Source organism: Haloarcula argentinensis DSM 12282 (assembly GCA_000336895.1).
Classification (GTDB): Archaea; Halobacteriota; Halobacteria; order Halobacteriales; family Haloarculaceae; genus Haloarcula; species Haloarcula argentinensis.
This window is the reverse complement of the sequence record AOLX01000023.1, coordinates 84,947-107,816: the sequence shown is the minus strand read 5'-3', so window position 1 is coordinate 107,816 and position 22,870 is coordinate 84,947. Positions and strand designations below refer to the sequence as shown.

Annotated in this window: 25 protein-coding genes and 3 tRNA genes; 18 read left to right on the top strand and 10 right to left on the bottom strand. The window is 59.7% G+C overall.

Annotated features, from left to right (window positions below):
• Positions 1 to 91: 91 nt before the first annotated feature.
• The gene (locus C443_RS13610) at positions 92 to 640 is read left to right on the top strand and encodes a KH domain-containing protein (RefSeq protein WP_005537076.1); all 549 of its coding nucleotides are present in this window, start codon (positions 92 to 94) and stop codon (positions 638 to 640) included.
• 127 nt (positions 641 to 767) lie between these two features.
• On the top strand, positions 768 to 1,208 hold the full coding sequence (locus tag C443_RS13605; RefSeq protein ID WP_005537075.1) for an acyl-CoA thioesterase: 441 nt from the start codon (positions 768 to 770) through the stop codon (positions 1,206 to 1,208).
• A 72-nt stretch (positions 1,209 to 1,280) separates the two neighbouring features.
• Here C443_RS13605 and C443_RS13600 read toward each other — a convergent pair whose 3' ends face one another.
• From C443_RS13600 to C443_RS21220, 3 genes are all read right to left on the bottom strand, one after another.
• Positions 1,281 to 1,544: a hypothetical protein gene (locus tag C443_RS13600; protein ID WP_004959237.1), complete on the bottom strand. Its 264-nt coding sequence runs from the start codon at positions 1,542 to 1,544 to the stop codon at positions 1,281 to 1,283.
• Entirely contained in the window at positions 1,541 to 1,777 is a 237-nt protein-coding gene (locus C443_RS13595) for a hypothetical protein (protein ID WP_005537072.1), read from the bottom strand. The genes C443_RS13600 and C443_RS13595 overlap by 4 nt, the downstream gene beginning before the upstream one ends.
• A gap of 794 nt (positions 1,778 to 2,571) precedes the next feature.
• Positions 2,572 to 2,682 (bottom strand) — tRNA-Asn (locus C443_RS21220).
• Positions 2,683 to 2,687: 5 nt separating this feature from the next.
• Between C443_RS21220 and C443_RS13590 the strand changes: the two genes are divergently transcribed.
• Both C443_RS13590 and C443_RS13585 read left to right on the top strand, forming a co-directional pair.
• Positions 2,688 to 3,695: a tyrosine-type recombinase/integrase gene (locus C443_RS13590; RefSeq protein WP_005537071.1), complete on the top strand. Its 1,008-nt coding sequence runs from the start codon at positions 2,688 to 2,690 to the stop codon at positions 3,693 to 3,695.
• Between the two features lie 96 nt (positions 3,696 to 3,791).
• The gene (locus tag C443_RS13585) at positions 3,792 to 5,930 is read left to right on the top strand and encodes an N-6 DNA methylase (RefSeq protein ID WP_005537070.1); all 2,139 of its coding nucleotides are present in this window, start codon (positions 3,792 to 3,794) and stop codon (positions 5,928 to 5,930) included.
• Here the strand turns inward: C443_RS13585 and C443_RS13580 are convergent.
• A complete protein-coding gene (locus tag C443_RS13580) occupies positions 5,910 to 6,971 on the bottom strand; it encodes an HNH endonuclease signature motif containing protein (RefSeq protein WP_005537069.1) in 1,062 nt (353 codons plus the stop codon). The two genes, C443_RS13585 and C443_RS13580, sit on opposite strands and share 21 nt — an antisense overlap.
• Before the next feature lie 375 nt (positions 6,972 to 7,346).
• Between C443_RS13580 and C443_RS13575 the strand changes: the two genes are divergently transcribed.
• Complete coding sequence (locus tag C443_RS13575; protein ID WP_005537068.1) at positions 7,347 to 7,904, top strand: hypothetical protein; 558 nt, start codon at positions 7,347 to 7,349, stop codon at positions 7,902 to 7,904.
• Between the two features lie 807 nt (positions 7,905 to 8,711).
• Here C443_RS13575 and C443_RS13570 read toward each other — a convergent pair.
• Both C443_RS13570 and C443_RS13565 read right to left on the bottom strand, forming a co-directional pair.
• Positions 8,712 to 8,783: transfer RNA gene (locus C443_RS13570), tRNA-Thr, on the bottom strand.
• 67 nt (positions 8,784 to 8,850) lie between these two features.
• Positions 8,851 to 9,507 (bottom strand): DUF7114 family protein, encoded by a 657-nt coding sequence (locus tag C443_RS13565; RefSeq protein ID WP_005537067.1) that lies wholly within the window; start codon positions 9,505 to 9,507, stop codon positions 8,851 to 8,853.
• A gap of 60 nt (positions 9,508 to 9,567) precedes the next feature.
• Here C443_RS13565 and C443_RS13560 point away from each other — a divergent pair, with 60 nt between their 5' ends.
• Both C443_RS13560 and C443_RS13555 read left to right on the top strand, forming a co-directional pair.
• Positions 9,568 to 10,242 carry an enoyl-CoA hydratase/isomerase family protein gene (locus C443_RS13560; protein ID WP_005537066.1) on the top strand — a complete coding sequence of 225 codons (675 nt, stop codon included), beginning with the start codon at positions 9,568 to 9,570 and terminating at the stop codon, positions 10,240 to 10,242.
• A gap of 38 nt (positions 10,243 to 10,280) precedes the next feature.
• Entirely contained in the window at positions 10,281 to 11,057 is a 777-nt protein-coding gene (locus tag C443_RS13555) for a DUF3105 domain-containing protein (RefSeq protein WP_005537065.1), read from the top strand.
• Positions 11,058 to 11,079: 22 nt separating this feature from the next.
• On the opposite strand, the gene C443_RS13550 is transcribed toward C443_RS13555, so the two are convergent.
• Positions 11,080 to 11,913 carry an NAD+ synthase gene (locus C443_RS13550; RefSeq protein WP_005537064.1) on the bottom strand — a complete coding sequence of 278 codons (834 nt, stop codon included), beginning with the start codon at positions 11,911 to 11,913 and terminating at the stop codon, positions 11,080 to 11,082.
• Positions 11,914 to 12,123: 210 nt separating this feature from the next.
• Between C443_RS13550 and C443_RS13545 the strand changes: the two genes are divergently transcribed.
• The 11 genes from C443_RS13545 (at position 12,124) to C443_RS13505 (ending at position 20,030) form a co-directional block, all read left to right on the top strand.
• Positions 12,124 to 12,194: transfer RNA gene (locus tag C443_RS13545), tRNA-Gly, on the top strand.
• A 216-nt stretch (positions 12,195 to 12,410) separates the two neighbouring features.
• Positions 12,411 to 12,551, top strand: coding sequence for a hypothetical protein (locus tag C443_RS21770; RefSeq protein ID WP_167321082.1), 141 nt, complete (start codon positions 12,411 to 12,413; stop codon positions 12,549 to 12,551).
• A 164-nt stretch (positions 12,552 to 12,715) separates the two neighbouring features.
• Positions 12,716 to 13,723, top strand: coding sequence for an AAA family ATPase (locus C443_RS13540; RefSeq protein ID WP_005537063.1), 1,008 nt, complete (start codon positions 12,716 to 12,718; stop codon positions 13,721 to 13,723).
• Between the two features lie 182 nt (positions 13,724 to 13,905).
• Positions 13,906 to 14,214: a 30S ribosomal protein S24e gene (locus tag C443_RS13535; RefSeq protein WP_004516108.1), complete on the top strand. Its 309-nt coding sequence runs from the start codon at positions 13,906 to 13,908 to the stop codon at positions 14,212 to 14,214.
• On the top strand, positions 14,215 to 14,349 hold the full coding sequence (locus C443_RS13530; RefSeq protein ID WP_004590578.1) for a 30S ribosomal protein S27ae: 135 nt from the start codon (positions 14,215 to 14,217) through the stop codon (positions 14,347 to 14,349). It abuts the gene before it with no gap.
• 9 nt (positions 14,350 to 14,358) lie between these two features.
• A complete protein-coding gene (locus tag C443_RS13525; protein WP_005537059.1) occupies positions 14,359 to 16,020 on the top strand; it encodes a bifunctional N(6)-L-threonylcarbamoyladenine synthase/serine/threonine protein kinase in 1,662 nt (553 codons plus the stop codon).
• 217 nt (positions 16,021 to 16,237) lie between these two features.
• Entirely contained in the window at positions 16,238 to 16,513 is a 276-nt protein-coding gene (locus C443_RS13520; protein WP_005537058.1) for a DUF5808 domain-containing protein, read from the top strand.
• Positions 16,514 to 16,623: 110 nt separating this feature from the next.
• Positions 16,624 to 17,295: a non-canonical purine NTP pyrophosphatase gene (locus C443_RS13515; RefSeq protein ID WP_005537057.1), complete on the top strand. Its 672-nt coding sequence runs from the start codon at positions 16,624 to 16,626 to the stop codon at positions 17,293 to 17,295.
• Positions 17,285 to 17,407, top strand: a complete 123-nt coding sequence (locus C443_RS22160; RefSeq protein WP_311241321.1) for a hypothetical protein — start codon at positions 17,285 to 17,287, stop codon at positions 17,405 to 17,407. The genes C443_RS13515 and C443_RS22160 overlap by 11 nt, the downstream gene beginning before the upstream one ends.
• Positions 17,397 to 18,194 carry an SDR family NAD(P)-dependent oxidoreductase gene (locus C443_RS13510; protein ID WP_005537056.1) on the top strand — a complete coding sequence of 266 codons (798 nt, stop codon included), beginning with the start codon at positions 17,397 to 17,399 and terminating at the stop codon, positions 18,192 to 18,194. Before C443_RS22160 ends, C443_RS13510 begins: the two co-directional genes overlap by 11 nt.
• A 132-nt stretch (positions 18,195 to 18,326) precedes the next feature.
• Positions 18,327 to 20,030, top strand: coding sequence for a methyl-accepting chemotaxis protein (locus tag C443_RS13505; protein WP_005537055.1), 1,704 nt, complete (start codon positions 18,327 to 18,329; stop codon positions 20,028 to 20,030).
• A gap of 7 nt (positions 20,031 to 20,037) precedes the next feature.
• Here the strand turns inward: C443_RS13505 and C443_RS13500 are convergent, their stop codons facing one another.
• The 3 genes from C443_RS13500 to C443_RS13490 form a co-directional block, all read right to left on the bottom strand.
• Positions 20,038 to 20,514, bottom strand: a complete 477-nt coding sequence (locus C443_RS13500; RefSeq protein ID WP_005537054.1) for a DUF7384 family protein — start codon at positions 20,512 to 20,514, stop codon at positions 20,038 to 20,040.
• Between the two features lie 386 nt (positions 20,515 to 20,900).
• Positions 20,901 to 21,566 (bottom strand): potassium channel family protein, encoded by a 666-nt coding sequence (locus C443_RS13495; protein ID WP_005537051.1) that lies wholly within the window; start codon positions 21,564 to 21,566, stop codon positions 20,901 to 20,903.
• 55 nt (positions 21,567 to 21,621) lie between these two features.
• Complete coding sequence (locus C443_RS13490; RefSeq protein WP_005537050.1) at positions 21,622 to 22,740, bottom strand: hypothetical protein; 1,119 nt, start codon at positions 22,738 to 22,740, stop codon at positions 21,622 to 21,624.
• Between the last annotated feature and the right edge of the window lie 130 nt (positions 22,741 to 22,870).

The following is a 22,870-nucleotide window of genomic DNA, read 5'->3' as shown; positions in this document are numbered from 1 at the left end:
AGTCCGAACCGGCCGACGGTGAGGCACGGTGCCGAAGGCTCCGGACGCCGAAGTTTTAAACAGGCAGACCCTCCTACAGAAAGGTATACTTATGCAACACGTGAAGATTCCGCAGGACCGTATCGGTGTGTTGATCGGCGAGGGCGGTGAGACCATGCGCGAAATCGAGTCGCGCGCAGAGGTCCGGCTGGATATCGATTCCGAGGACGGCACGGTGAAAGTCGAGTCCGTCGGCGACCCCGTGACGGCGCTGAAAGGCCCCGACATCGTGAAGGCCATCGGCCGCGGGTTCGCGCCCGACGACGCGCTGGCGCTGCTTGAGGACGATATGATGATGTTCGAACTCATCGACATCGAGGCCGCCTCCCGTAACAAGAACGACTTCCGTCGCCAGAAGGGTCGTCTCATCGGTGAGGGCGGCCGGACGCGGGAGCTCATGCAGGAACTCTCCGGCGCCGCCGTGGTCATCTACGGGTCGACGCTTGGCATCATCGGCGGCCCCGAACAGGTCGACGCCGTGCGAGAAGCCGCTGAGATGATTCTGGACGGCGCGCCCCACGGCTCCGTCTACTCGTTCCTCGAACGCAAACACAACGAGATGAAGCACAAAGGCCTCGAATACCACCAGTTCACCGGGTAGCGCCAGCAGTTCGAACGCGTGACTGGCGCTTGCGCCTCACGGCGACAGTATAATCACGTACGGTTGCCGTCAGGTCCCATCAGGGGCGTACCACACCGTTTTGCCGGCACAGGCTCTACGAGGAGGTATGCCGACTATCGCCGAGACGCACATCATCAACCGCGAGCGCGTCCAGCCGACTCACGCGAACAACTACCAGAGCGCCCACGGCGGCATCGTCATGAAGTGGATGGACGAAATCGGCGCGATGTCGGCCATGCGGGCCGCCAGAGAGTCCTGCGTGACCGCGCAGATGTCTCGCGTCGACTTCGAACGACCGATTCCAATCGGCGACACTGCCCTCATCGACTCCTATGCCTACGCTACGGGTCGAACCAGCGTCCGAGTCCGCATCGAGGTTGCACGAGAGGAGCCACACACGGGCGAAACGGAGGAGACGACCAGCGCGTACGCCACCTTCGTCGCCGTCGACGACGGGAAACCGACGCCCGTCCCCGAACTGGCTGCCGAGAGCGAGGAGTGCAAACGGTTGCGCGAAACGGCACTTGCAGAGGAGCCGGATCGGTAGCAGTCGATAACCGGTAGCACAACGTCACCGCCTGGCCACTAACTGCGGCTCTCTGTAGTCAAGTAGCGACTGCTACGGGGTTTCAAAGTAATCGAGCATATCCAGCACCGCGCCCATGATGAAGCTGATGACACTGATGACCAGAACAAGCCCAGTGAGAAGTGTCGAAATCGGAGGGTTCAGCAGAAACTGGAAGCCAGCGATAAAAACGCAGGTAACCATCCCGACGACTAGGAGAAACGAGCCTGCGCTTGGGTCCTCACCGGTGAGAAATTCGAGGCCATTGAGGAAGCCCGACGTCTGTGGCTGTTGTTCCTCAACGACATCTTCACTCATTGGTCGGCCTCAGACTGTGCCGTCGCTGCCTCCTGAATAATCTGTACGAGATGCGATACCCAGAGTCCGCCGGTAAATCCGAATAGTGCGGAGACGACGACGGCTTTGGTGAGGGTACCAAGCGGAGAGGCTGCCGCTATCAGACAGAGCCCTCCGAAGAGGAGCATCATGCCGTACTGGATTCGTGTGTCGAGGTCAATGCGTGCGATGGTCTGTGTGAAGGTTGAGCTCATGTGGTTGTGGCTGGTCGGGCCGTGCTTACGCGTCGTTTGCTACACTGGTGTGAATCGACGGCAACCCCTGCTCAGTTAGCGTCCGCTTGGAGCAGCCGTTTGATTTTGCGGTGCGAAGTGAGGGAGGCCGAAGACGGTTGTCGGCCAGAAGCCGATGAACTGGCCCGACTGTTTGTCGCCGCGGACGGCGTAGAAATATAGCGCCAGCGCAACGGACGCCGGAGCGGCGGTCGCTTTCCGATTGCGACGCCGCGTCTCCCTTTTCCTGCGTGGTACTCACATGCAATGTTAGGCCTACTCCGGTATATCCCTTTGCAAGGGGTCAGCAGAACTGACGGCCTCAAAACCTCATAGGAGACCGATATTCGGGATTATAGCTGCCACTGGCACACCATCCACTGACGAACCGCCAGAAGCCTGCGCAGTTGGTTCCTCGTAAAAAGCCTCAGCGGGACACACACGGCGAGGTTGCGCAGAGATGGACCTCCGCGAAGCTCGTTCGTTGCAGAAAGCATGGGCCGGTTGAATCAGAGGAAGACTCTCAGTGGTCGTCTTCCAGGGATTCAAATCCCGGAGCAGTCGCTCACATCGATACGTGACGTGGCGCGACGAGACGTGCCACTCGAAGGTTGTCTCCGAGAAGAGCCTAGGCCGGAATTTGAACCGAAGTCAGACGGTCCTGCTCGTCACTACGCTCCTGCGCGGGCTGCGACTGACAGGGATCCAAATCCCGCATCCGGCGTTTCACGCGCTCCGGACCCATCGCCGACGCTCTGGGTCAGTCGATTGGAAAAAGCCTAGGCCGGAATTTGAATCCGGGGTCTCGTCGCGCTCTCGGGCGGTTTCACGCCCTCGGCGCTTTGGGACACCAACGGGCGCGCCGTTTACGCAGGCTGTACCCAGACAGCCTATGACTCTGAAACCAACGCCACCGCACGAAGCCAAGAACCGATTCCTCAACGACAAGAAGCCGGGCGTCACTCGGAAGACGCTCAAGAACTACCGGACGTCACTACGCCAGTTCTGCGACTGGCTGGACGACCAGCAACTCACGAACCTGAACAGCCTCGACAGCGAACTCATCCAGCGGTACAAGGAGTTCCGGCTGTCCAAGGTCAAGGTCATCACCGCTCGGCAGGATATGATGACCATCAAGCAGTTCATCGAGTTCTGCGAGCATATCGCGGCTGTCCCGCGCGGGATGGCCGACATGGTTCGGATACCCTCTGTCAGCGAGAACGACGAGATTTGTGACGACCTTCTCACTCGGGACGAAGCCACCGGTATACTGGACTTCCTCGGCAAGTACGAGTACGCCAGTAACCGACACGTCACGTTACTGCTTCTCTGGAAGACAGGTATGCGGATGAGTGGACTCCGGGCGCTCGACCTTGGGGACTTCGATGAGGGGCGGCCCGCCTTGGAACTTCGACATCGACCCACTACCGGGACACCGCTCAAAAACAAGGAAAAGAGTGAGCGGGACGTTCTCATTACGCCTGAGACGTCCGAGGTGGTCGTTGATTACATCGAACAGAGTCGGCCCGACGCAGAGGACGAACACGGCAGGAAGCCGCTCCTTGCCTCAGAGTCCGGGCGCGTGGTGGAAACGACTATCCAGCGGTACGTCTACACGGCGAGCCGGCCCTGCTACTACAACGGCGGGGATTGCCCGTTCGACCGGGACCCCGAGACCTGCGAGGCAATGTCGTGGAATGCCTCGTGCAAATGTCCAGGCTCGGTCAGCCCACACGCCCTGCGTCGAGGCTACGTCACGGCGGCTCGGAACGCAGGACAGCCAAAAGACGTGACTGGCGAAAGGGTAAATATGAGCGGAAAGGTTCTGGACAAGCACTATGATAAGGGGTCAAGCGCCGAAAAAGCTGAAAGACGCCGAGACCACATCCGGGACATATAGGGCACTCCGAGTACACGAGTTCAAATAGCACAAGGACGCACCCAGGATTGACGAGCTTCTGTGGGTGTCTTCCACTAAACAAAACCAAATACAAAAATGCCAGAACGAACCCTTTCCGATTTCACATCGCAGGAGGAATCGAACGTCTTCTCCGAAGGCTCTGAAGTACGAACTATCATCAAGCGTTGTCATAATACGCTGTACAAGGATGAAGGGTTAGACCCGGCGAGAGCCTTTGATGAGCTGACACTGTCTCTTATACACATCTCTGATGGNGATGTGTATAAGAGACAGGAACACGCTATTGAGCAGGATTCGTATGCTGAAGTGCTATCCGTTAACGGCAATGACTCAAACGGATATGATACTCTCTTCCAACTAGATTCAGCTACGGTGGACAAATTGGTAGCTATCTTGGAGGATTATAGCTTCACAGACACATATGCGGGCTCTGATAGCCCTGATATCAAGGGAGAAATGTTCCAGGAGATGGTGGGGGAGACCTTCCGTGCTGAGCTAGGTGCTTACTTTACACCCCGAGAGATTGTCCGATTTATTGTCGATTTCCTCGGTGTGGAAAAAGACGACCGATTGCTTGACCCAAGCTGTGGAAGTGGTGGCTTCTTCGTGGGAGCACTTGACCACCTATCAGATAAAGTCGATAGCTCTGAGCAAATCACGAATTATGTCGAGGAGAACGTTTGGGGGCTAGATATCAATAACCGGATGGCTCGAACTTCCCGATTTAACCTTTTCACCTACTCCAATTCCACCGGTAACATCCATCTTAGCGATGCTCTTCGGCCTCCTGAGCCTGAGTTCGCTGAGGAGTCATTTGACCTGATTCTCTCGAACCCACCGTTTGCGGGGCAGGAGGATCGTGACGGAGTTCTTCAAGAATATGATATAGGTCGAAAAGATGATGGCTCAGTTCGTTCGGTTAGCAAGGAACTCCCCTTCATCGAGAAGATAATTAATTGGTTGGATGAGGGCGGGAAGGCGGGAATCGTTCTCCCAGAAAGCGTCTTCAACAACCAGAGCCAGCAGTTTGAGGATATTCGACAGTTCCTATATGAGAATGTCAAAATTATTGCTCTAATCGGTCTACCCCCGGAAGCTTTCTATCACACGGATACCGGTGTACAAGGCGCACTACTGTTTATTGAAAAAACACCAGTTGATAACGACTATGAGATCTACTTTGACTGGGCAGAGCACGTCGGCTATGACTCTCTTGGGCACAAAATCGGGCGGAACGACCTTCCCGACATTGTAGAGCGGTATCACAATGACAATGCCACTAAAGAGCACTATTACAGCCTTTCCACTCTCCGTGAGAAGGGGCGTATTGACCCGACATACTATCACCCTGAGCGGGTTCGTTTACAGGAACGTGCAGAGGGTTCAGAAGATAACTCCGTCCCTCTGAGTGATATCGTAAAGGAAGATAATACGACGGTCTCAAAAAGAGTCAAATCCCAGGATGGGAACCATTTTGCATATGTTCAGGTCGGAAGTTGCAGTAAGGCCGGAGAAATTGAGAAGTGGCGAGATATAGTTATTGGCAAGGATTCTGTCCCAAGTCGTCTGAAATATTGGCTGGAACCCGGGACTATAATGCTTCCAAATCACCGTGATTCATTGAAAGCTGACCGAGATCCAGTCCTGGTTCCGGATTCCTTCGAGGCTTCAGTAACTGAATCGGGGACTCTCCGGATATTTGACGACGAGATTGAAACAGTTAGTATCAAAGCACTAGACTCAGAGTCAGGAGACTGGGTGAAACCTGAAGAAGCGCTGGAGAACGTGGATTTCCCCGTAAAAGTGGAGTACGATATTGAGGCAAACGATATCTCCAATGCTAAAGAAGCTGACCTACGGATGGAAGGTCAGTTCCGAGGATTTGTGGTAACGAATCGATTTATTCAATTGAAAGCGCGTGATTCTTTTGCCTCATCCGAGTCTCCAGTCACTCAATTTGCTAATCACGTTCTCCAACGGAGCTTCGTGAGGGAACAACTCATCCGAGAAACGACGGGAGCGGCTTCACCAGAGCTGAAAGCAAAGAATCTAGATGATATTAGCATACCTGTCCCGGAAGATGGGGACATCTCTAGATTCATGAGCGACATATTAGAAAAGGAACAGCGAATTCAACGGAACAAGGAAGAGATTCAAAAGCTGGAAAGTGAGATTGAAACTGAGTTTGAAGGATTAATCCCGGAAAGTCGATAGACTCTCCTGCTCCTCTGTTTCGATATCCAGATACTCTGACTGAAGTTCGGAAAGCCTCTCATCTATTTCTTGTAGTAACTCTTCTTTATCGGTTTCATTGAGCACCTGGAACAGAGTTATTTTATTGTCACTTACAACTTGGTCAATTTCGTCTGACGTGAACTCTCCGACTGCCTCCAGTAGCGCACGTTTATCATCGTTTCTTAGCTTTGTATCTTCTCGAAGAATCTCCATCACGGTGCCATTATCATCAATTCCTAGTCTGTTAGCAACCTTGATTCGGTCTTCAACCTTCGTCTTCTGACCCCGAACAACTTTGTCAAGATTCTCCTTTATTTCCCATGCTTCTTGATACTCACTCTCTTCTGCGAGTCGATTGTGGAGTTCGTTGAAGTAGCCGCTAGCCGCATCGTAGTATTCCCGATATTGGGCCAATTCCTCTTCAGAAATCTCCGAGTGGATCTCCTCCAAGTCATACTCGCCTTGTGAATAGAGATATACTGGAAGTGCCCATGCCTCCTCAAAACGTTGATTACTCTGAGTTAGACCGAGTTCCCTCCCTAGGTCTGTGAGTTCATCTAACGTCTCTGGTTCCTCTGTAAATAAGAGATACATTACTGAGGCCGCAGTTCCCATCTCTAGAATATTCCCCTTGTCCCAGTGCCGCGATTGGTTACACCTCCGGCACAAGAAACGCATATTTTCCAGTCGATCGGCTTTCAAACCAAGAACGTCTCGCTCAACAATGTGGTCGTGGTTCAGGCTAGTCGTCCGGCCACAATTCTCGCAGGGGCCATACTGACTGTACATCCAGCGACGAGATGGAGCCCAACGGTCCCCCCGTTCGTATATTTCTCGAATACCGTCTAGCTGAGGGACGTGGGTGGCAGTTTGCGGTGGCTGTAGGGCCTGAAGCATTTCCTTGGCTATTGTGCGCCAATCGAGAACCCCGCGGTCAACCATATTTTTGATGAGTCTCTCACAATTCTCTTCCGTAACATCTAATTCAACTTGGTCTGCGTTGACCTCTTCATCCGACATTGTGTATGATGATAGATATGACGTGATATAAAAAAACCGCAGTCCTTCATAGGCAAAGGATTGCGGTGATACTGGCTACGGCGAGAAGGCCAACCAAACAGGAAAGAGTTAGAACACCATTTCCACGCCCGGACTGTAGCTGATGTAACCCGTCTCGACAAATTCTGCTGAGTGCCTCGCGTGTAAGGCCCCTTCTGGAATCGTAACCGACGGACAACGCACCGATAGATATAATATACTGCTTGAGAACAAGATGGGGGAGAGCGACTCGGTGCGTCTTACTGTGGATCATCCGTTCGATAACTGCTGAGTCTAATCGTTAGCGGCGGGAAGCGCACCCCCGCGACAATTTCTCTCCCCCAATGGTGAAAATCAATGTACGACGAGTCACAACCAGAGCCAATCGTTGAGCCAGATACTGAGAACAAGACAACCTTCCACGGGAATGACACAGAAGCCAATTACGGGGAAAGATATAGATTAGATAATTCTCGGAAATTCAAGAATCATTACGACCGGCTATCGAGACATAACCGTGGCGTCCTCGGAGAGTGGTTCCCCCGAGAGAAACGCCGCGAAGCCGACAATCTTGCCATTCTTGACGCGGTAGCCAACTATCTCGAATTCCCAGAATATCAACATAGAGTGGCTCGACAAGAGTTCGATCGGGCTCCTCTCAAGGAGTGGAGTTCACCAAACGGCATTGACGCAACAATAACAGCGATTATGATTTGTGCCGTTGTCGGACTGAAAGACCCGAGATTCGGACGGGAATACAATCCTGACAGGAAAAATGAATCGCAGGACGAACTGTTCCTCAAGTTGCTTATGAGCCTCCCGTACCGAGCCTCAGTCGTGCGGAGTTGCTATCAGAAAGCACTTCGACACGTTGAGTGGGAGCCGGTGGACTGGGAGGAGTATATAAACCCCTGACCGGGTATATAAATGGTTGTATATTAGTATTAGTGAGGCGGCGGGAGAGCTACAGGTACAGTTACCGGATACCGATATAGGATAACTTCCATAACCGGAGAACGGCCAGTATCAAAGGAGTAGACCGATTCCTCCGGATAAGATACTCTCCCACCTTGACTGGTGGCCTTCCCGCCGTAACAGGAAAGAGCCGAACCTGGCGGGAACGCGGCGTCCAAAATCTGGCACCTATGAAGCGTGGTGTTCTATCAGAACAGGATTGGTCTGCCTGTACTGGGGGCGAGGTTCCCGCTGAATTCGGCTTCGCCGAGAACGTATTTACTCCTGACGGCGTATCTCTCGTATCAAATTAGGGTGTTTGCTGAGAGCGTGGCCGAAACCGGGTGTAGGGGGGGGCTATCCGAACTGACATCTTCCCGACGCTTGATCGCGGGGCTCCCTCTGTATATGGACGGAAAATTATTCACCCGGACACAGAAAGGTGGGCCGATGTCAAGACCATCTTAGGAAAATCAGGGGACCGAAATAGTTGAGACGAAGGCAAGAGAGAACTGAGGTGGCGTCACGTTCCTGCTGTTGAGAGACTATCTGAGAATAGGCTTCATACGGAATAACTACGGGTAATTAAGCTCGTAATTTCTGAGAATCAAAAGAGGGCGGTGCCGCATTGCGCTCACGGGAATCCTTTTCGAGCACTATTTTCCGGTGATATACTCCGAAAAACGGGTGGGATTCTAACCGCTAATCGGCGACAGAGTTATGTTAGAAGGGCGCTGTCTGTGAATTACAGTCTGCGCCGCAGGCGCAAGCCTAGGCCGGAATTTGAATCCGGGGTCTCGTCCTTACCAAGGACGCGCTTTACCGCTAAGCTACCCAGGCACGCAACAGTGTGTATCCGGCAATTGTCTAAAGTCGTTTCGATTCGGGGCCGGTGTGTCGATTAGTCTCAGTGGTCGGCGGCGGCCTCGGTTCCGTCCCCGGATGGCTGTTCGGCCCCTGCCCGCGCTCGGAGCGCATCGGCGACCTCCTCACCGAGCAACTCGTCGTTCGGTGGAAGGCCGTCGACGGCTAGTTCAGTCGCGTACTCGCGGAGTGTCGGGGTGGGTCGGATGCCTGCGGCGGTGACGCCGGCGACCACGGCGAGCTCCAGAATGTCCGTTTCGAGCGCGGTGTCGAAGCTTTCATCATCGGTCGTCTGACGGACTGTCTGGTCGTGGCCAAACGAACGGACGACAGAGACAGCGGCGTCGGCAGCTTCGGTTCTGGCAAGTAGGTAGAACCCACGCGAGACGAGGATATCGGCGATGAGGATATCCAGGTCGGCTGTGTCGCGGTCGCCGTTGACCCAGGGGTCGTCGTGGGCCAGTTGGCGAGTGAGCGAGAGCCCCTCGTAGATGAGTTGGACGCCGGCGGCTCTGTCAGCGACGCCGTCAGCCAGATCAACCGGTGGGTCGCTGGTTGCGCCCGCGCTGACGAGCGTGAGGACGCCTGGCGCCAGCGACGCGTCGTCAAGGCGAGCGTCGATTCGCTCGTGAAGCCGGTCAGGCTCGACATCGTCGACCGCCGCCAACGCCGCTCGGCGAACTGCCGCCACTTCCTCCATTATGAGGGTCTAGCGACGGGAAGGGCAAAGACCTTTGGAAACCGCAGAGTCACAGGAGGCATGGTACAGACCACGAGCGGCGATGGTATCCGGACCCTGACGCTCGACCGACCCGACCAGCGCAATGCGCTCACCAGCACGGCACTGCGTGACCTCGAAGCGGCAGTCGAGTCAGCGACCGAGTCGGTGCTGTATCTCCACGGCGCTGGCGAGGCGTTCTGTGCTGGCGCAGATCTAGACGAAGTCAAGGCCCTCGATTCGGAGAGCGCCGAGACGTTTGCGGCGCTGGGTCAGCGGGTCGCCCGGACGCTCGAATCCTACGACGGGGCGGTCGTCGCCGGTATCGACGGCGCGGCACGGGGCGGCGGCGTCGAACTGGCGCTGGCCTGTGATATCCGTGTAGCGACGCCAGACGCGACGCTGGCCGAAACAGGGGTCAAACTCGGCCTCTTTGGTGCGTGGGGCGGGACAGCGCGGCTCCCCGACATCGTCGGGACCGGCGACGCGCTCGACATCGCGCTCTCCGGCCGGACGCTCGACGCTAAGACGGCGCTACAGATGGGACTGGTCTCGCGGGTTACCGCGGAACCACGGGCCGTCGCTGAAGAGTTGGCAGCCGTCGACGCGGACGCGCTTCGAGTGCTAAAAGCGCGGATACACGACGACGCTGACAGGGAGACACAGGAGCGCCGCGAACAGCAGGCCTTCGCCGACCTCAACGCAGAGATTGAGTAGGAAAGAGTACAAGACGACGCCTTGCATACGGACCGCCAATGGTCGACTGTGAGTACTGCGCGGAATCGTTCGACAGCGACGACGCCTATCTTGACCACCTCGCCGACGCCCACGACGGCGAGCTGGGTGCGATTGACCGACGGCGCGTCGAAGAGCATACCGGTGGCGAAGAGGGGAACGCCCTCCCGGTTGGGCCGATTGTTATCGGCGTCGTCGTGGTCTTCGCTATTGGGCTCACAGTGTACGTGACTCAGTTGAGCGGTGGCGACGGCGGCAGCGGAAGTGACGCGGACCTGGTCGGGACGACAGGTGCACAGCCGCTCTCCGCGGTCGAGGCCACCGGGGTCGAAGCGTCGTCACTGGACGAGACCGGCAACAGTGACCGACTGTCCAGTGTGGAACAGTTCCCGGACCGGGGGAACAACCATGTCGAAGAAGGCAGTGCTATCGACTACCAGCGGTTCCCGCCACTCTCCGGGACACACTATGCGTCAACGGTGAGTGCAGGCTTCTACGAGGCGACGCCGCTGCTCGGTTCACTCGTCCACACGCTCGAACACGGCGCGGTCATCGTCTACTACAACCCCGACGAGATTTCGCCTGCAGCCAAACAGAGCCTTCGGGAGTTTTCCAGTAGTCATACCGGCACCTGGCGGAGCGTCGTCGCCGTCCCGAACCCCAACGACGACCCACGAGCGACCTACGTTGTGACGGCATGGCAGCACGAACTAACGATGGACAGCTACGACGCCGAAACGATCCACGCATTCCTCTCGGAGTATCTGGGTCGCGGCCCGGAGAACCCGGTTCGCTAGCGGCTAAAACGAGGGGAAAGGATCAGTACAGCGGGTCCGGACCCGGCGGCATCGCTCGCTTGTGGGCGCTCGATTCGTACATCTCGCGAACAGTCTCGACGACATCGATCGGGACACCGAGCCGGTCAGCTGTCGCGGCTGCCGGTACACCACCGTCGATGTGCAGGGCGAGGATGGAGTCGAGCGTGTCGTAGTCCATTCCCATCTCGTCGGCGTCGGTCTGGCCGGCCCACATCTCGGCACTGGCTGTCTTTTCGGCGAGGTCATCAGGGACGCCGACGTGTTTCGCCAGCTGTCGGACTTGCTGTTTGTACAGCGCCGCAATAGGGTGGCAGTCGACTGCGCCGTCGCCGTACTTCGTGTAGTAGCCGACCAGGGCCTCGCTACGGTTCCCAGTGCCCAGTACCAGCGCCTGCTCGTGGTTACCAACGAGATAGTTCAGCACCGCCCGGCAGCGAACCCGGAGGTTGCCGACGGCGAGCTGGTCGCCCTCGGCGTCGGGGTAGGCGTCAAGGAACGCGTCGACCAGCGGATTGATCTCGATGACGTCGTACTCAATCCCAAGCAGGTCGTTTGCCACTCGCTCGGCGTCGCTCATGTTGTCAGCACGGTTGACCTCGCTGGGCATTACAAGTCCGTGAACGGCGTCACGGCCAAGCGCTTCGACGGCCAGATGCGAGACGAGTGTACTGTCGATGCCGCCAGAAAGCCCCAGCACCACTGTATCAACACCGGCAGCGTCGACCTGCTCCTCGATGAACGACGTAATATGGTCGCGGTGGGCGTCCAGTTCAGCTTCGGAGAACGTCAGGTCGATCGGGTCGTTGGCCCGTACGACGGAGTCCGCTGTTGCCATATCTACTGGTTGGACGGACGGAACTAATACCCATCTATCGGCGTGATATTTTCGGACACGCGTCCAGTCAAAACGCTACGTTCAAGTGCAGTCGCTGTTGACAGTTCGGTACGGGGTTCGCAGGTCCGACCGACCTGCAGTCTACCACAGCGCGCCGGTGGTGAGCGATTCCGAAGGAATCGCGAGCCTCGGCGCGCGAGTGAACGATGCGCGCCGGTGGTCCAGTGGTAGGACATTGCCTTCCCAAGGCAATAGCCCGGGTTCAATTCCCGGCCGGCGCACTCCCTGCGGTCGTTTGCCGCCCGATGTTCGCGAACGCGCTGCGTTCGCTCACTCCCGGCCGGCGCATTTTGCTGCGAGTGATTCGCGAGCAGTAAATGCAGTCGGAATCACCTCTCACAGACGGCATACAGTTCCGGCACCCCAGATCGTAGCGGCATGATTCTAGGTACGTAGAACGAACGGTTATATGAAAAGAATGTATAGTACGTTAACGTATGCCGCGACCATCCACTCGGCCCCACAATCCCTTCCGGGAATGTAAGAAATGCGACGAGCCGGTGATCAAAACGGGCGACGAGGAGTTCGAGTGCGTGGAATGCGGGTGGCAGCCAGCCGAGGACAGTCTGCTCTCGTAAGCGAGGATCGAGGACTACCGGTCCCAGTGTGTCGGTCGCTGCTGGATCTCGGTCGTGAGAGGACTCACCGAACGCGCCGCTACTGTCCCACAGGTACCAGCGGGTAGTGTGAGCCCGCGGACCGCGGGATACTTGTCGGGGCCGGGCATACCCAGTGCCAACAGATGGACGCGCCGCTGTGGACGGAGACACACGCCCCGGAGTTGTCGGAGATCCGCCAGCCAAAGGCCCGCGAGCACCTGCAGGGAGCCATCGAGGAGCCGATGAACCTCCTGGTGCACGGGCCAAAAGGGAGCGGGAAGACGGCCGCCGTCCGAGCCTTTGCCCGGGAGGTCCACGAGAACCCCGACGCGGACTTCACTGAACTCAACATGGCCGACGTGTTCGGGATGACAAAAAAGGAAGTCGCCAACGACCCGCGGTTCGCGTCGTTCATCGACAGCAAGCGACGGCGCAAGTCCTCGAAGGCCGACCTCATCAATCACGTTCTCAAAGAGTCCGCCAGTTACTCGCCGGTATCTGGTAGCTACAAGACTATTCTGCTCGACAACGCCGAGGGGATGCGCGAGGACTTCCAGCAGGCGCTGCGTCGGGTGATGGAGCAGTACTACGAGGCGACGCAGTTCGTCATCGCGACGCGTCAACCCTCGGCGGTCATCCCGCCGATCCGCTCGCGGTGTTTCCCGGTCGTGATGCGCGAGCCGACCCACGAAGAAACGGCGTCGGTGCTTGAGGACATCGTCACCGCAGAGGGCGTCGACCACGACGAGGAGGGCATCGAGTACGTCGCCGGCTACGCTGAGGGGGACCTCCGGACGGCAGTGCTGGCCGCCCAGACGACCGCCGAAGCCGAAGGCGAGGTGACGATGGACGCCGCCTTCGAGACGCTGAACGCCGTCGAAGCCGACGATCAGGTCGAACAGATGATCGACGCGGCCGAGGAGGGGCGCTTTACCGATGCCCGGTCGACGCTCGACGACCTACTCGTCGACGAAGGGTACGGCGCGTCCGACATCCTCGACGACATGCTGGCAGTGGCCCGGTCACGCTACTCCGGCGACCGACTGGCCGAGATCCACACGATGGCCGGCGAGACGGATATGGCGCTCGTCGACGCGGCCAACGAGCGAATCCATCTCTCACACCTCCTCGCACAGTTGGGCGAGCAGTAGGGAGGTTCCAGCCGCTATTGCTATAGAAGTGTTGTACCGGACACAGCTAGCCGCTACAGCATGTTCCCGTCCCCTCGCCGAATCGCTGCACGGCACGGTGACACGGAATCGCGGATGGAGACGGCGTCAGCCGCTTCGAAATCCTTTTACGCGCTTCGGCGGGTAGATACGGACAACGAACCATGGATATCGACATCATCGAAGAAGACGAGAATCCCATGTTGCACCGCACGGACGTCCGGTTCGAGGTCGTCCACGACGAAGCCACCCCCTCCCGTCTCTCTGTCCGCGACTCTCTTGCGGCCACGCTGAACAAGGATGCCGAGGAAGTCGTCATCCACAAGCTCGACACCAAGTTCGGCATGCGGAAGACGGTCGGCTACGCGAAGGTCTACGACAACCCCGAGTACGCCCGCGACGTCGAGCAGGACCACATGCTCGAACGCAACAAGATCGTCGCCGACGGCGAAGAGGAAGCGGAGGAAGCATAGATGCCACACAACGAGTACTACAGCGACGACGGCGAACTCGACCGTGAGACCTGCCCCCGGTGCGGTGACACCGTCCTCGCCGAGCACGAGGACCGCCAGCACTGCGGCAAGTGCGGCTACACCGAGTGGAAGTAAGGCCACCCGATGCGTATTCTGGGTATCGAAGGTACCGCCTGGGCAGCCAGTGCTTCGGTGTTCGAGACGCCGGACCCAGCGCAGGTAACCGACGACGACCACGTTTTCATCGAAACTGACGCGTACGCGCCAGACAGCGGCGGCATCCACCCGCGCGAGGCCGCCGAACATATGGGCGAAGCCATCCCGACCGTCGTCGAGACAGCTATCGAGCACGCACACGAGCGAGCGGCCGGTGGCGGGGTGGACGGGAGCGGCAAAACCGGCGCACCAATCGACGCCGTCGCCTTCGCCCGCGGTCCGGGACTGGGACCCTGCCTGCGAATCGTCGCGACAGCTGCCCGGGCGGTCGCCCAGCGGTTCGACGTGCCTCTGGTCGGTGTGAACCACATGGTCGCCCACCTCGAAGTGGGCCGCCACCGCTCGGGCTTCGATTCGCCGGTGTGCCTGAACGCCTCCGGCGCGAACGCCCACATTCTGGGCTATCGGAACGGCCGGTACCGCGTGCTGGGCGAAACGATGGACACCGGCGTCGGCAACGCTATCGACAAGTTCACGCGACATATCGGCTGGTCACACCCCGGCGGACCGAAAGTCGAACAGCACGCTCGTGACGGCGAATACCACGAACTGCCCTACGTCGTCAAGGGGATGGACTTCTCCTTCTCGGGCATCATGAGCGCCGCCAAGCAGGCCGTCGACGATAGCGTCCCAGTAGACGACGTCTGTCGCGGGATGGAGGAGACCATTTTCGCGATGTTGACGGAAGTCTCCGAGCGGGCGCTGTCGCTGACCGGGGCCGACGAACTGGTGCTCGGCGGCGGCGTCGGCCAGAACGACCGCCTCCAGCGGATGCTCGGCGAGATGTGCGAGCAACGCGGCGCAGCGTTTTACGCCCCCGAACATCGCTTCCTGCGGGACAACGCCGGGATGATAGCGATGCTCGGCGCGAAGATGTACGCGGCCGGCGACACCATCGCCATCGAGAACTCGCGCATCGACTCGAACTTCCGGCCCGACGAGGTAGCCGTCACCTGGCGCGGTACCGAGGAGTCGGTGGACAGCTACAGGATGGGAGGCGACGAAGTTCAGGGCGCGGAGGCGACCGTCCGCTTTGACGGTGACCGAGTCGTCAAGGAGCGCGTGCCGCGGAGCTACCGTCACCCGACGCTGGACGAGCGACTGCGGATCGAACGCACCAGACAGGAAGCCCGGCTCACCAGCGAGGCGCGCCGAAACGGCGTCCCGACGCCGCTAGTGCGGGACGTGGATCCACAGGAGTCGCGCATTGTCTTCCAGCGCGTGGGCGAAACCGACCTCCGCGAGGGGCTGTCAGAAGCCCGTGTCGCGGACGTGGGCCGCTGGCTCGCTCGCATCCACGACGCCGGCTTCGTGCACGGCGACCCGACGACGCGGAACATCCGGGTCGGTAGCCACGACGACCAGACGGACCGAACGTTCCTCATCGACTTCGGCCTCGGGTACTACACGCAGGAGGCCGAGGACCACGCGATGGACCTCCACGTCCTCGCCCAGTCGCTCGCCGGAACCGCGGACAACCCCGAGGCGCTGCTGTCGGCCGCTGAAGACGCCTACCGGACTGAGAGCGACCACGCCGAGGCGGTATTCGCCAGCCTCGACGATATCGAGGGTCGGGGCCGGTATCAGTAGGTGAAGACCCCAAGGGAGGTGCTGAGTGGCGGTCGGTGGAGCAAGCATACCGCGGCCTTCGGCCGCGGTTTCACGCGAACCGCTCCGCGATTCGCGCCTTTTTCGCCCACGTTTTTGCAAGCGTGGGTGCCCGCAGGCCGCAACGCGGCCGAGGACACCCCTCGCAGCAAAAAGGTGGTGGACAAATGGTTTAACCTCGGCCCGAATAGAACGCAGTATGGCAGAAAAACCCCAGTCGGGAACGTTGTTCGGCGTGCCGTACAACTTCGAACGACCGAGCCTCAAGCGGTTGGTGTCGGCCTATTGGAAGCCGGGCGATGACATGCTGGTCGAGAAGCCGTTCGGCATCGGCTACACGCTGAACCTGGCGAACTGGCGCTCGTGGGTCGTGCTGGCGGTCGCCGGCGTGATGCTGTATCTCGAACGCGGCGGCAGCAGCGAGGAGTTCGACTCCGAGAGCGAGGACGAACCGGTCGAAGTCGTCGTCGACTGACGGAGAGGTGCGGTCCGCGCCGGCCCCCGGTACGGTCCGGAAATACTCTACAGCAGTCCGCCCGAGCAGAGTTTCGACGGCTCTTTTATCGCCGGTCGCCGTGTGCCGGTATGCTCAATTTTGTCACGACCAATCCCGGGAAAGTCCGGGAGGCGACCGAGTATCTCGACGACGACGTCCAGCAGTTCGACTTCGACTACCCGGAAGTCCAGGCCGACGACCTGAAAACGGTCGCGGCCGAGGGAGCGCGGGCAGCCTACCGAGCAGCAGACGGGCCGGTCATCGTCGACGACGCGGGGCTGTTCATCGACGCCTTCGATGGGTTCCCCGGGCCGTACTCCTCCTACGTCGAGGATACCGTCGGCGTCGAGCGCGTCTGGCGCATGACCGAACCGGAGGATGACCGTGGCGCGGCGTTCAAAACAGTGATCGCGTACTGCGACGGTGAGGGGTTCGAGGCGACGCCGGACCCGGGCGGGATCGACCGCGAGGACCGGCGCGGACAGGACCTAGCGGCCGACGACCGCGGCACGGCGACGACGGACGAGCAGGTTCACGACGGGAGCGCGGAGAAGAGCAGCGAGACAGTTCCGGTAAAACTGTTCGAGGGGCGCGTGAACGGCGATATCGTCGCGCCGCGCGGCGGTGGCGGGTTCGGCTTCGACCCTATCTTCGAGCACGACGGAACGACGTTCGCAGAGATGAGCACCGAGCAGAAGAACGCCATCTCCCACCGGGGTCGGGCGCTGGCGAAGTTCGCGGAGTGGTACGGTGAGCGGTAGCGAACCGTCCGTCGAGGGATGCAGTACATCCCTCGGAAGTTCCAGCGGCGAGGGACCGACGGCGCTGGAACCCGAAGCGACAACGGTCGCGGAGTGGTACGGTGAGCGGTAGCGACGTACCGGTCGTCGGGACCGGCGGCACCGCCTTGATAACTGGTGCGTCAGCGGGCATCGGCGAAGCGTTGGCACACGAGTTCGCCGCACGGGGACACGACGTAGTGCTGGTCGCCCGGAGCGAAGGGAAACTGGAGCGGTTGGCCGACGACCTCGAAACGAGGGCGGTCACGGCGACCTCTGTCGTGATGGACCTCGACCGCCCGGCGGCCGCTGAAGAGCTGTACGAGGAGGTGACCGAGCGCGGCCTGGACATCGATGTCCTCGTCAACAACGTCGGTGTGGGGACCTACGGGCCGTTCGCCGAAAGCGACCTCGACGTGGAGCGAACGCAACTGCGACTGAACGTCATGCTCCCCGTCGAGCTGACACGATTGTTCATAGACGAGTTCGACGACGGCGGCGCGGTTATCAACATGGGTTCAGTCGCCGGGTTCCAGCCGGGGCCGAACCTCGCCGGCTACTACGCGAGCAAGGCGTACATCAACAGCTTCAGCGAGGCGCTCGCCGAGGAGTTTCGGGGGACACCGGTCGACGTGACGGTAGTCTGTCCCGGCCCGGTCGACACGGCGTTCCAGGAACGGGCCGGAATGGCGGACTCGACTGTCGGATCGGTCACCTCGAATGCGCCCGACGCAGTCGCATCGGCGGCCTACGAGGGGGCCGCCGCTGGGAGGACTGTCGTCATTCCGCGGCGGTCGATGCGGCTGATCGACCGACTTGTCAGGGTGACACCGCGCTGGCTCGTCCGGCGCGTTGCAGCGCTGGTCAATCGGGACAGGTAGAGAATCAGTTCCGATACCATGGGTGATTTCAGCGCTCAAATCATCTTCTGTCGGGCTTTCAGCCACTGATTCGTTTTCAATCTCCGAGAATCGGACTCGAACCTTATTATACACTGTAAGAAAAAGGTGCGTATGCTCACAGACCCCGTCGGACAGTACAAGTCGGTGATACGTGACTCACTCGATCTCTTTGGCGTCTCCGGTTCAGTCGAGCGGAAGGTGCTCGCAGCCGTCGGTCTGCAGTTCGCCGCTTCAGTCGCGCTGGCAGTTGTCTCGCTTGTCGCCAGCGGGACCGTCCGGTTCGTCGTCACTGGCGTGTTGCTGGCTGGCGCTATCGTCGCGTTCGCCAACACGGTGTTCATCACCCGCGAAGACTTCGTCGAACCCGTCACAGCGATGGCCGCGGGTGCGGACCACATCGCGGCCGGCGAACTCGACGTTGAACTGCCCGAGAGCGAGCGCGACGACGAGGTCGCCGAACTGCTCTCGTCGTTTCGCTCGATGCAATCCTATCTGCTGACGGTGTCCCGGCAGGCCGACGCGCTCTCTCGGCAGGAGTTCGACGCCGACGTCCTCGATGAGGACGTGCCCGGAACCTTCGGACAGTCGCTGGAGAAGATGGCCGCCAGCATGGACGATTACACGACCGAACTACAGGAGATGACCAGCGACCTCGAACGGCGCTCTCAGGCGCTCAACGACCTCGTCGTCGCCTTCGGTGACGCCGCCGAGCGGGCGAAAGACGGGGATCTGACGGCCACTATCGACGAGGACTTCCAAGCCGACGACGAGCAGTTCGACGCCGTCGTCGAGAACTACAACGACCTCGTGACGACGCTGGGGGAGACAGTCGCAACCGTCGCCACGTTCGCCGAGGACGTCGACGAGACGAGCGACCACGTCACTCGGAGCGTCGAAGAGATCGACAATGCGAGCGACGAGATTTCCCGGTCGATTCAGGAGATCTCGGCTGGAGCCAGCCAGCAGGCGTCGCGCCACGACGACGTCGCCTCGGAGATGAACACGCTATCTGCCACCGTCGAAGAGATCGCCGCCACCGCCGAAAACGCGGCCGACACCGCAGAGAAGGCGACGCAGCGAGGGCGCGAGGGACGCGCGGACGCCGAGCAGGCGATCGACGAACTCGACGAGATGGAGGCTCGTATCGACGACATCGCCGTCGCGGTCGAAAGTCTGGTCGACCAGATCAGCGAGATCGACGACATCGTCGAAGTCATCACGGATATCGCCGAGCAGACGAATATGCTCGCGCTAAACGCCTCTATCGAAGCGGCTCGCGCGGACGCGAGCGGAGACGGATTCGCTGTCGTCGCCGACGAGGTGAAGACACTCGCAGAAGAGACCCGCGACGCCGCGACGGACGTGTCGGACCGCATCGAATCAGTCCAGCACGAGGCCAGCGAGACCGTCAGCGACGTAGAGGCGACGAATCAGCAAGTGACCGACAGCGCCGCGACCATCGAGTCGGCGCTCCGGGACTTCGAAGACATCGTCGACGTGCTCGGCGAGGTCAACGCCTCGATTCAGGAGATCTCGGGAGCGACCTCCGAGCAGGCGGAGACCACACAGGAGGTCGTCGATATGGTCGACGAAGTCGCGACTGTGAGCGAGCAGACCAACGAGGAGTCCGAGGCCGTCGCCGCCGCGACCGAGGAACAGACCGCGACGATTACCGAAGTGACCAACGAAGTGCAGGAGATGGCAGCCCAGACAGACGAGCTGCGCGAGGTACTTGCGGCGTTCGAGGTTGCCAAGGACGCGGCCGGGCCGTCAGGGACAGCCTCTGCAACCACGGTAACGACGGCTGACGACTGAGGACTCGCTACGCACGCGGGTCCCGGTCAGGACCTGGGTATTCGCCGTTCTCGACGACGGGGTACAGTGATTCCGGATCGAACAGGCGAGCGAAGGCGTCCGGTGGTCTGACACTCAGAGACATATGACGGTTGAGCGACGCGCTGGTCCGGGCGCTTCGCAGGTCGTCATCGTAAGAAAGGAGATGTTGTGCGCCGCCCCGGTAGGCCGAGGCCAGCGCGGGGTGGTCGCCGGCCGGGTGGTCGACTATGTCACAGTCGGGTTCGATCCGCGCCCGCCAGTCGGCCGCCAAGGCGTCGTCGGCGAGGTCGGCGATGACGGCAGTAGCATCGTCTAACAGGTGGTCACTCGCGACGAGCACGACCCACGAGTGGCGGCGAACGTGGTCGAGAGCGTCACGGGCGTCGCTGTCTGGCCCACACAACAGGTCGGCAGCGAGGACATCGGCGTCCGCGACGACACGCGCTGGCGACGGCTCATGCATCGTCCTCGTCCTCCGTCCGGTGCTCGTCGAGCGCCGCACAGACGGCCTCGCCCGTGGTCTGGTAGTCCGCCGCACGTTCGAACAGCGTCGCCCATGTCATAACAGAAAACAGTGGTTGGCCGGGCAAAAAGCCGTGTCGTCTGTCGTCCGTCGGCCGCCTGTCTGACGGGTATTTATGTCTACCGGTAGCATTCCACCCGGTACGGGCGCGCTTCCACGGCTGCAGTGGATGTCGGTGCCACTGCGTGCCATCCTATCCTCCCCAGACGCGCCCGGACACCGCGATCCTCCCTTTCATATCCTACTTCCCCCCGGCTTTCGTCGAACACAGCAGATACTGTCAGTCTGAGAGATATTTCGACAGAGCGGCCCGGATACCCGGAATCTTAGGCTGGCGCGTCGCCACGGAGCGTCGCTCGAATGTCGTCCAGCCCGCCGGGATCAGCCATGATCGCAACGCTGTCACCGGGTTCGATTTCTGTCCGCGGGAGCGGAATCGTCATCGGTTCGTGGTCGCTCCCGTGTGCGTAGATGTGAGCGTCGCCAGGGAGTTCCACCTCGACAACCCGTTTCCCGACAAACGGTGAGTCGTCGGGAATGCGGATGCTCGCGACCGAGAGCTGTTCGGTCAGATCGGCGAGGACGTTGAAGTCACCGCCCAGCAGCGCCGTCTTCGCGCCGGCTGCGCCCAGCCGCTCGGGGTAGATGATCTCGTCCACGTCGGCGGCGTACTTCTCGTAGATCTCCTCGCGGTAGTCGGCGTCGATCCGTAGAACGGTCCGACAGCCGAACTCCTTGCCGATCATACAGGCGGTGAAGTTCGTGTTCAGGTCGCCGGTGAGACCGCCGATAGCGTCCGCGGTTTCGATGCCGGCATCGACGAGGACGCTCTCCTCGTTGCCGTCACCCTGGATCGTCTCAAACCCGGTTTCTCTGGCCCGTTCGACTTTCACAGGATCGTTGTCGACGATAACGACTTCGTGCCCTTCGCTCTGTAGAATCCGTGCGGTCCGGATGCCGACGCGGCCATAGCCAACGATAACGAACTTCATGGACTACGGTACGACGGCCACCATTAAAAATGTGAACGGGTGACAGGGTGGCGCGTTAGCCTTCTGTCGTCCCGGCTTCTTCGGTCGCGTTGTCCGTTTCGTCGGTCTCGTCGCTTTCGTCAGTCTCCTCAGTTTCGTCCGCTGGCGGCTCTTCAGTCTCGCCTTCAGTCGGTTCTTCGGTCTCGTTTGCGGGTGGCTCCTCGGTTTCGTCTTCAGTTGGCTCTTCAGTTTCGTTTTCAGTCGGTTCTTCCGTCTCGTTCGTTGGCGGCTCCTCAGTTTCGTCTTCGGTCGGCTCTTCCGTCTCGTTCGCGGGCGGCTCCTCAGTTTCGTCTTCGGTCGGTTCTTCCGTCTCGTTTGCTGGCGGTTCTTCGGTCTCGTTGGCGGGTGGTTCCTCAGTTTCGTCTTCAGTCGGTTCCTCGGTCTCGTTCGCTGGCGGCTCCTCGGTTTCGTCTTCAGTTGGCTCTTCAGGCGTGTCAGTAGCAGACTCGATGGTGATCTCGTCGAACGCACCGTCGTCGCGCGTGAAGACGCTATGGATGTACGTATCCGGCTCGACACTGGTCGTGTCGACGGTGAACGTCACGTCAGTAGATTCGTTCGCGTCAAGGCTCACTGACTCGGAGGCAAGCGGCTGACCTCCCAGCCGGAACTCGACGGTCTGCGTTGTGTTGAACGCGTTCGGGTTGGCCACGGTCGCGTCGACGGTGACGTTGTCACCGGCGGTGGCGCTCGTCGGCGCGTCAAGGCTCTCCAGCGTGAACGAGTCGGAGACGGTAATCTCGGCGACCTGTCCGTCGTCGCTAGTGAAGACACCGTGGCGGTAGTCACCGGGTTCGATGCCGGTCGTGTCCGTGGAGAACTGGACTGTGGTGGTCTCGTTGGGCTCAAGCGTGACGAGCGTCCGGTCGACGACAGCTCCGTCGAACCGGAACGCCACGGATTCAGTCACCGAAGTGTTCTCGTTGTTCGTGACCGTTGCAGCTACGTCAGCAGTCGAGTTCGGTGCGACGCTCTCTGGAGCAGTCAGGGAGTCGACAGCGATCCCTGTGTTCCCGGCCTGTTCCGACGGCGATTCCTGTTGCGCTGTCACGCCCGGTACAGCCCCAACCTGTGCGGTGAGGCCGCCAACGACGAGCAACGCAGCGAAAACGGCAAGTGTACGAGTGTTTATCATGAGTTGGTCATGCAGTGATCGGCAGGCAATGCGAACGATAGGACGGGTGAACGACGTATAAACCGACGAGACAGTTCAGAAAAACATAATAACCTGCTAAGCCGGTCCCTGTGACCGCCGAATCGGGAAA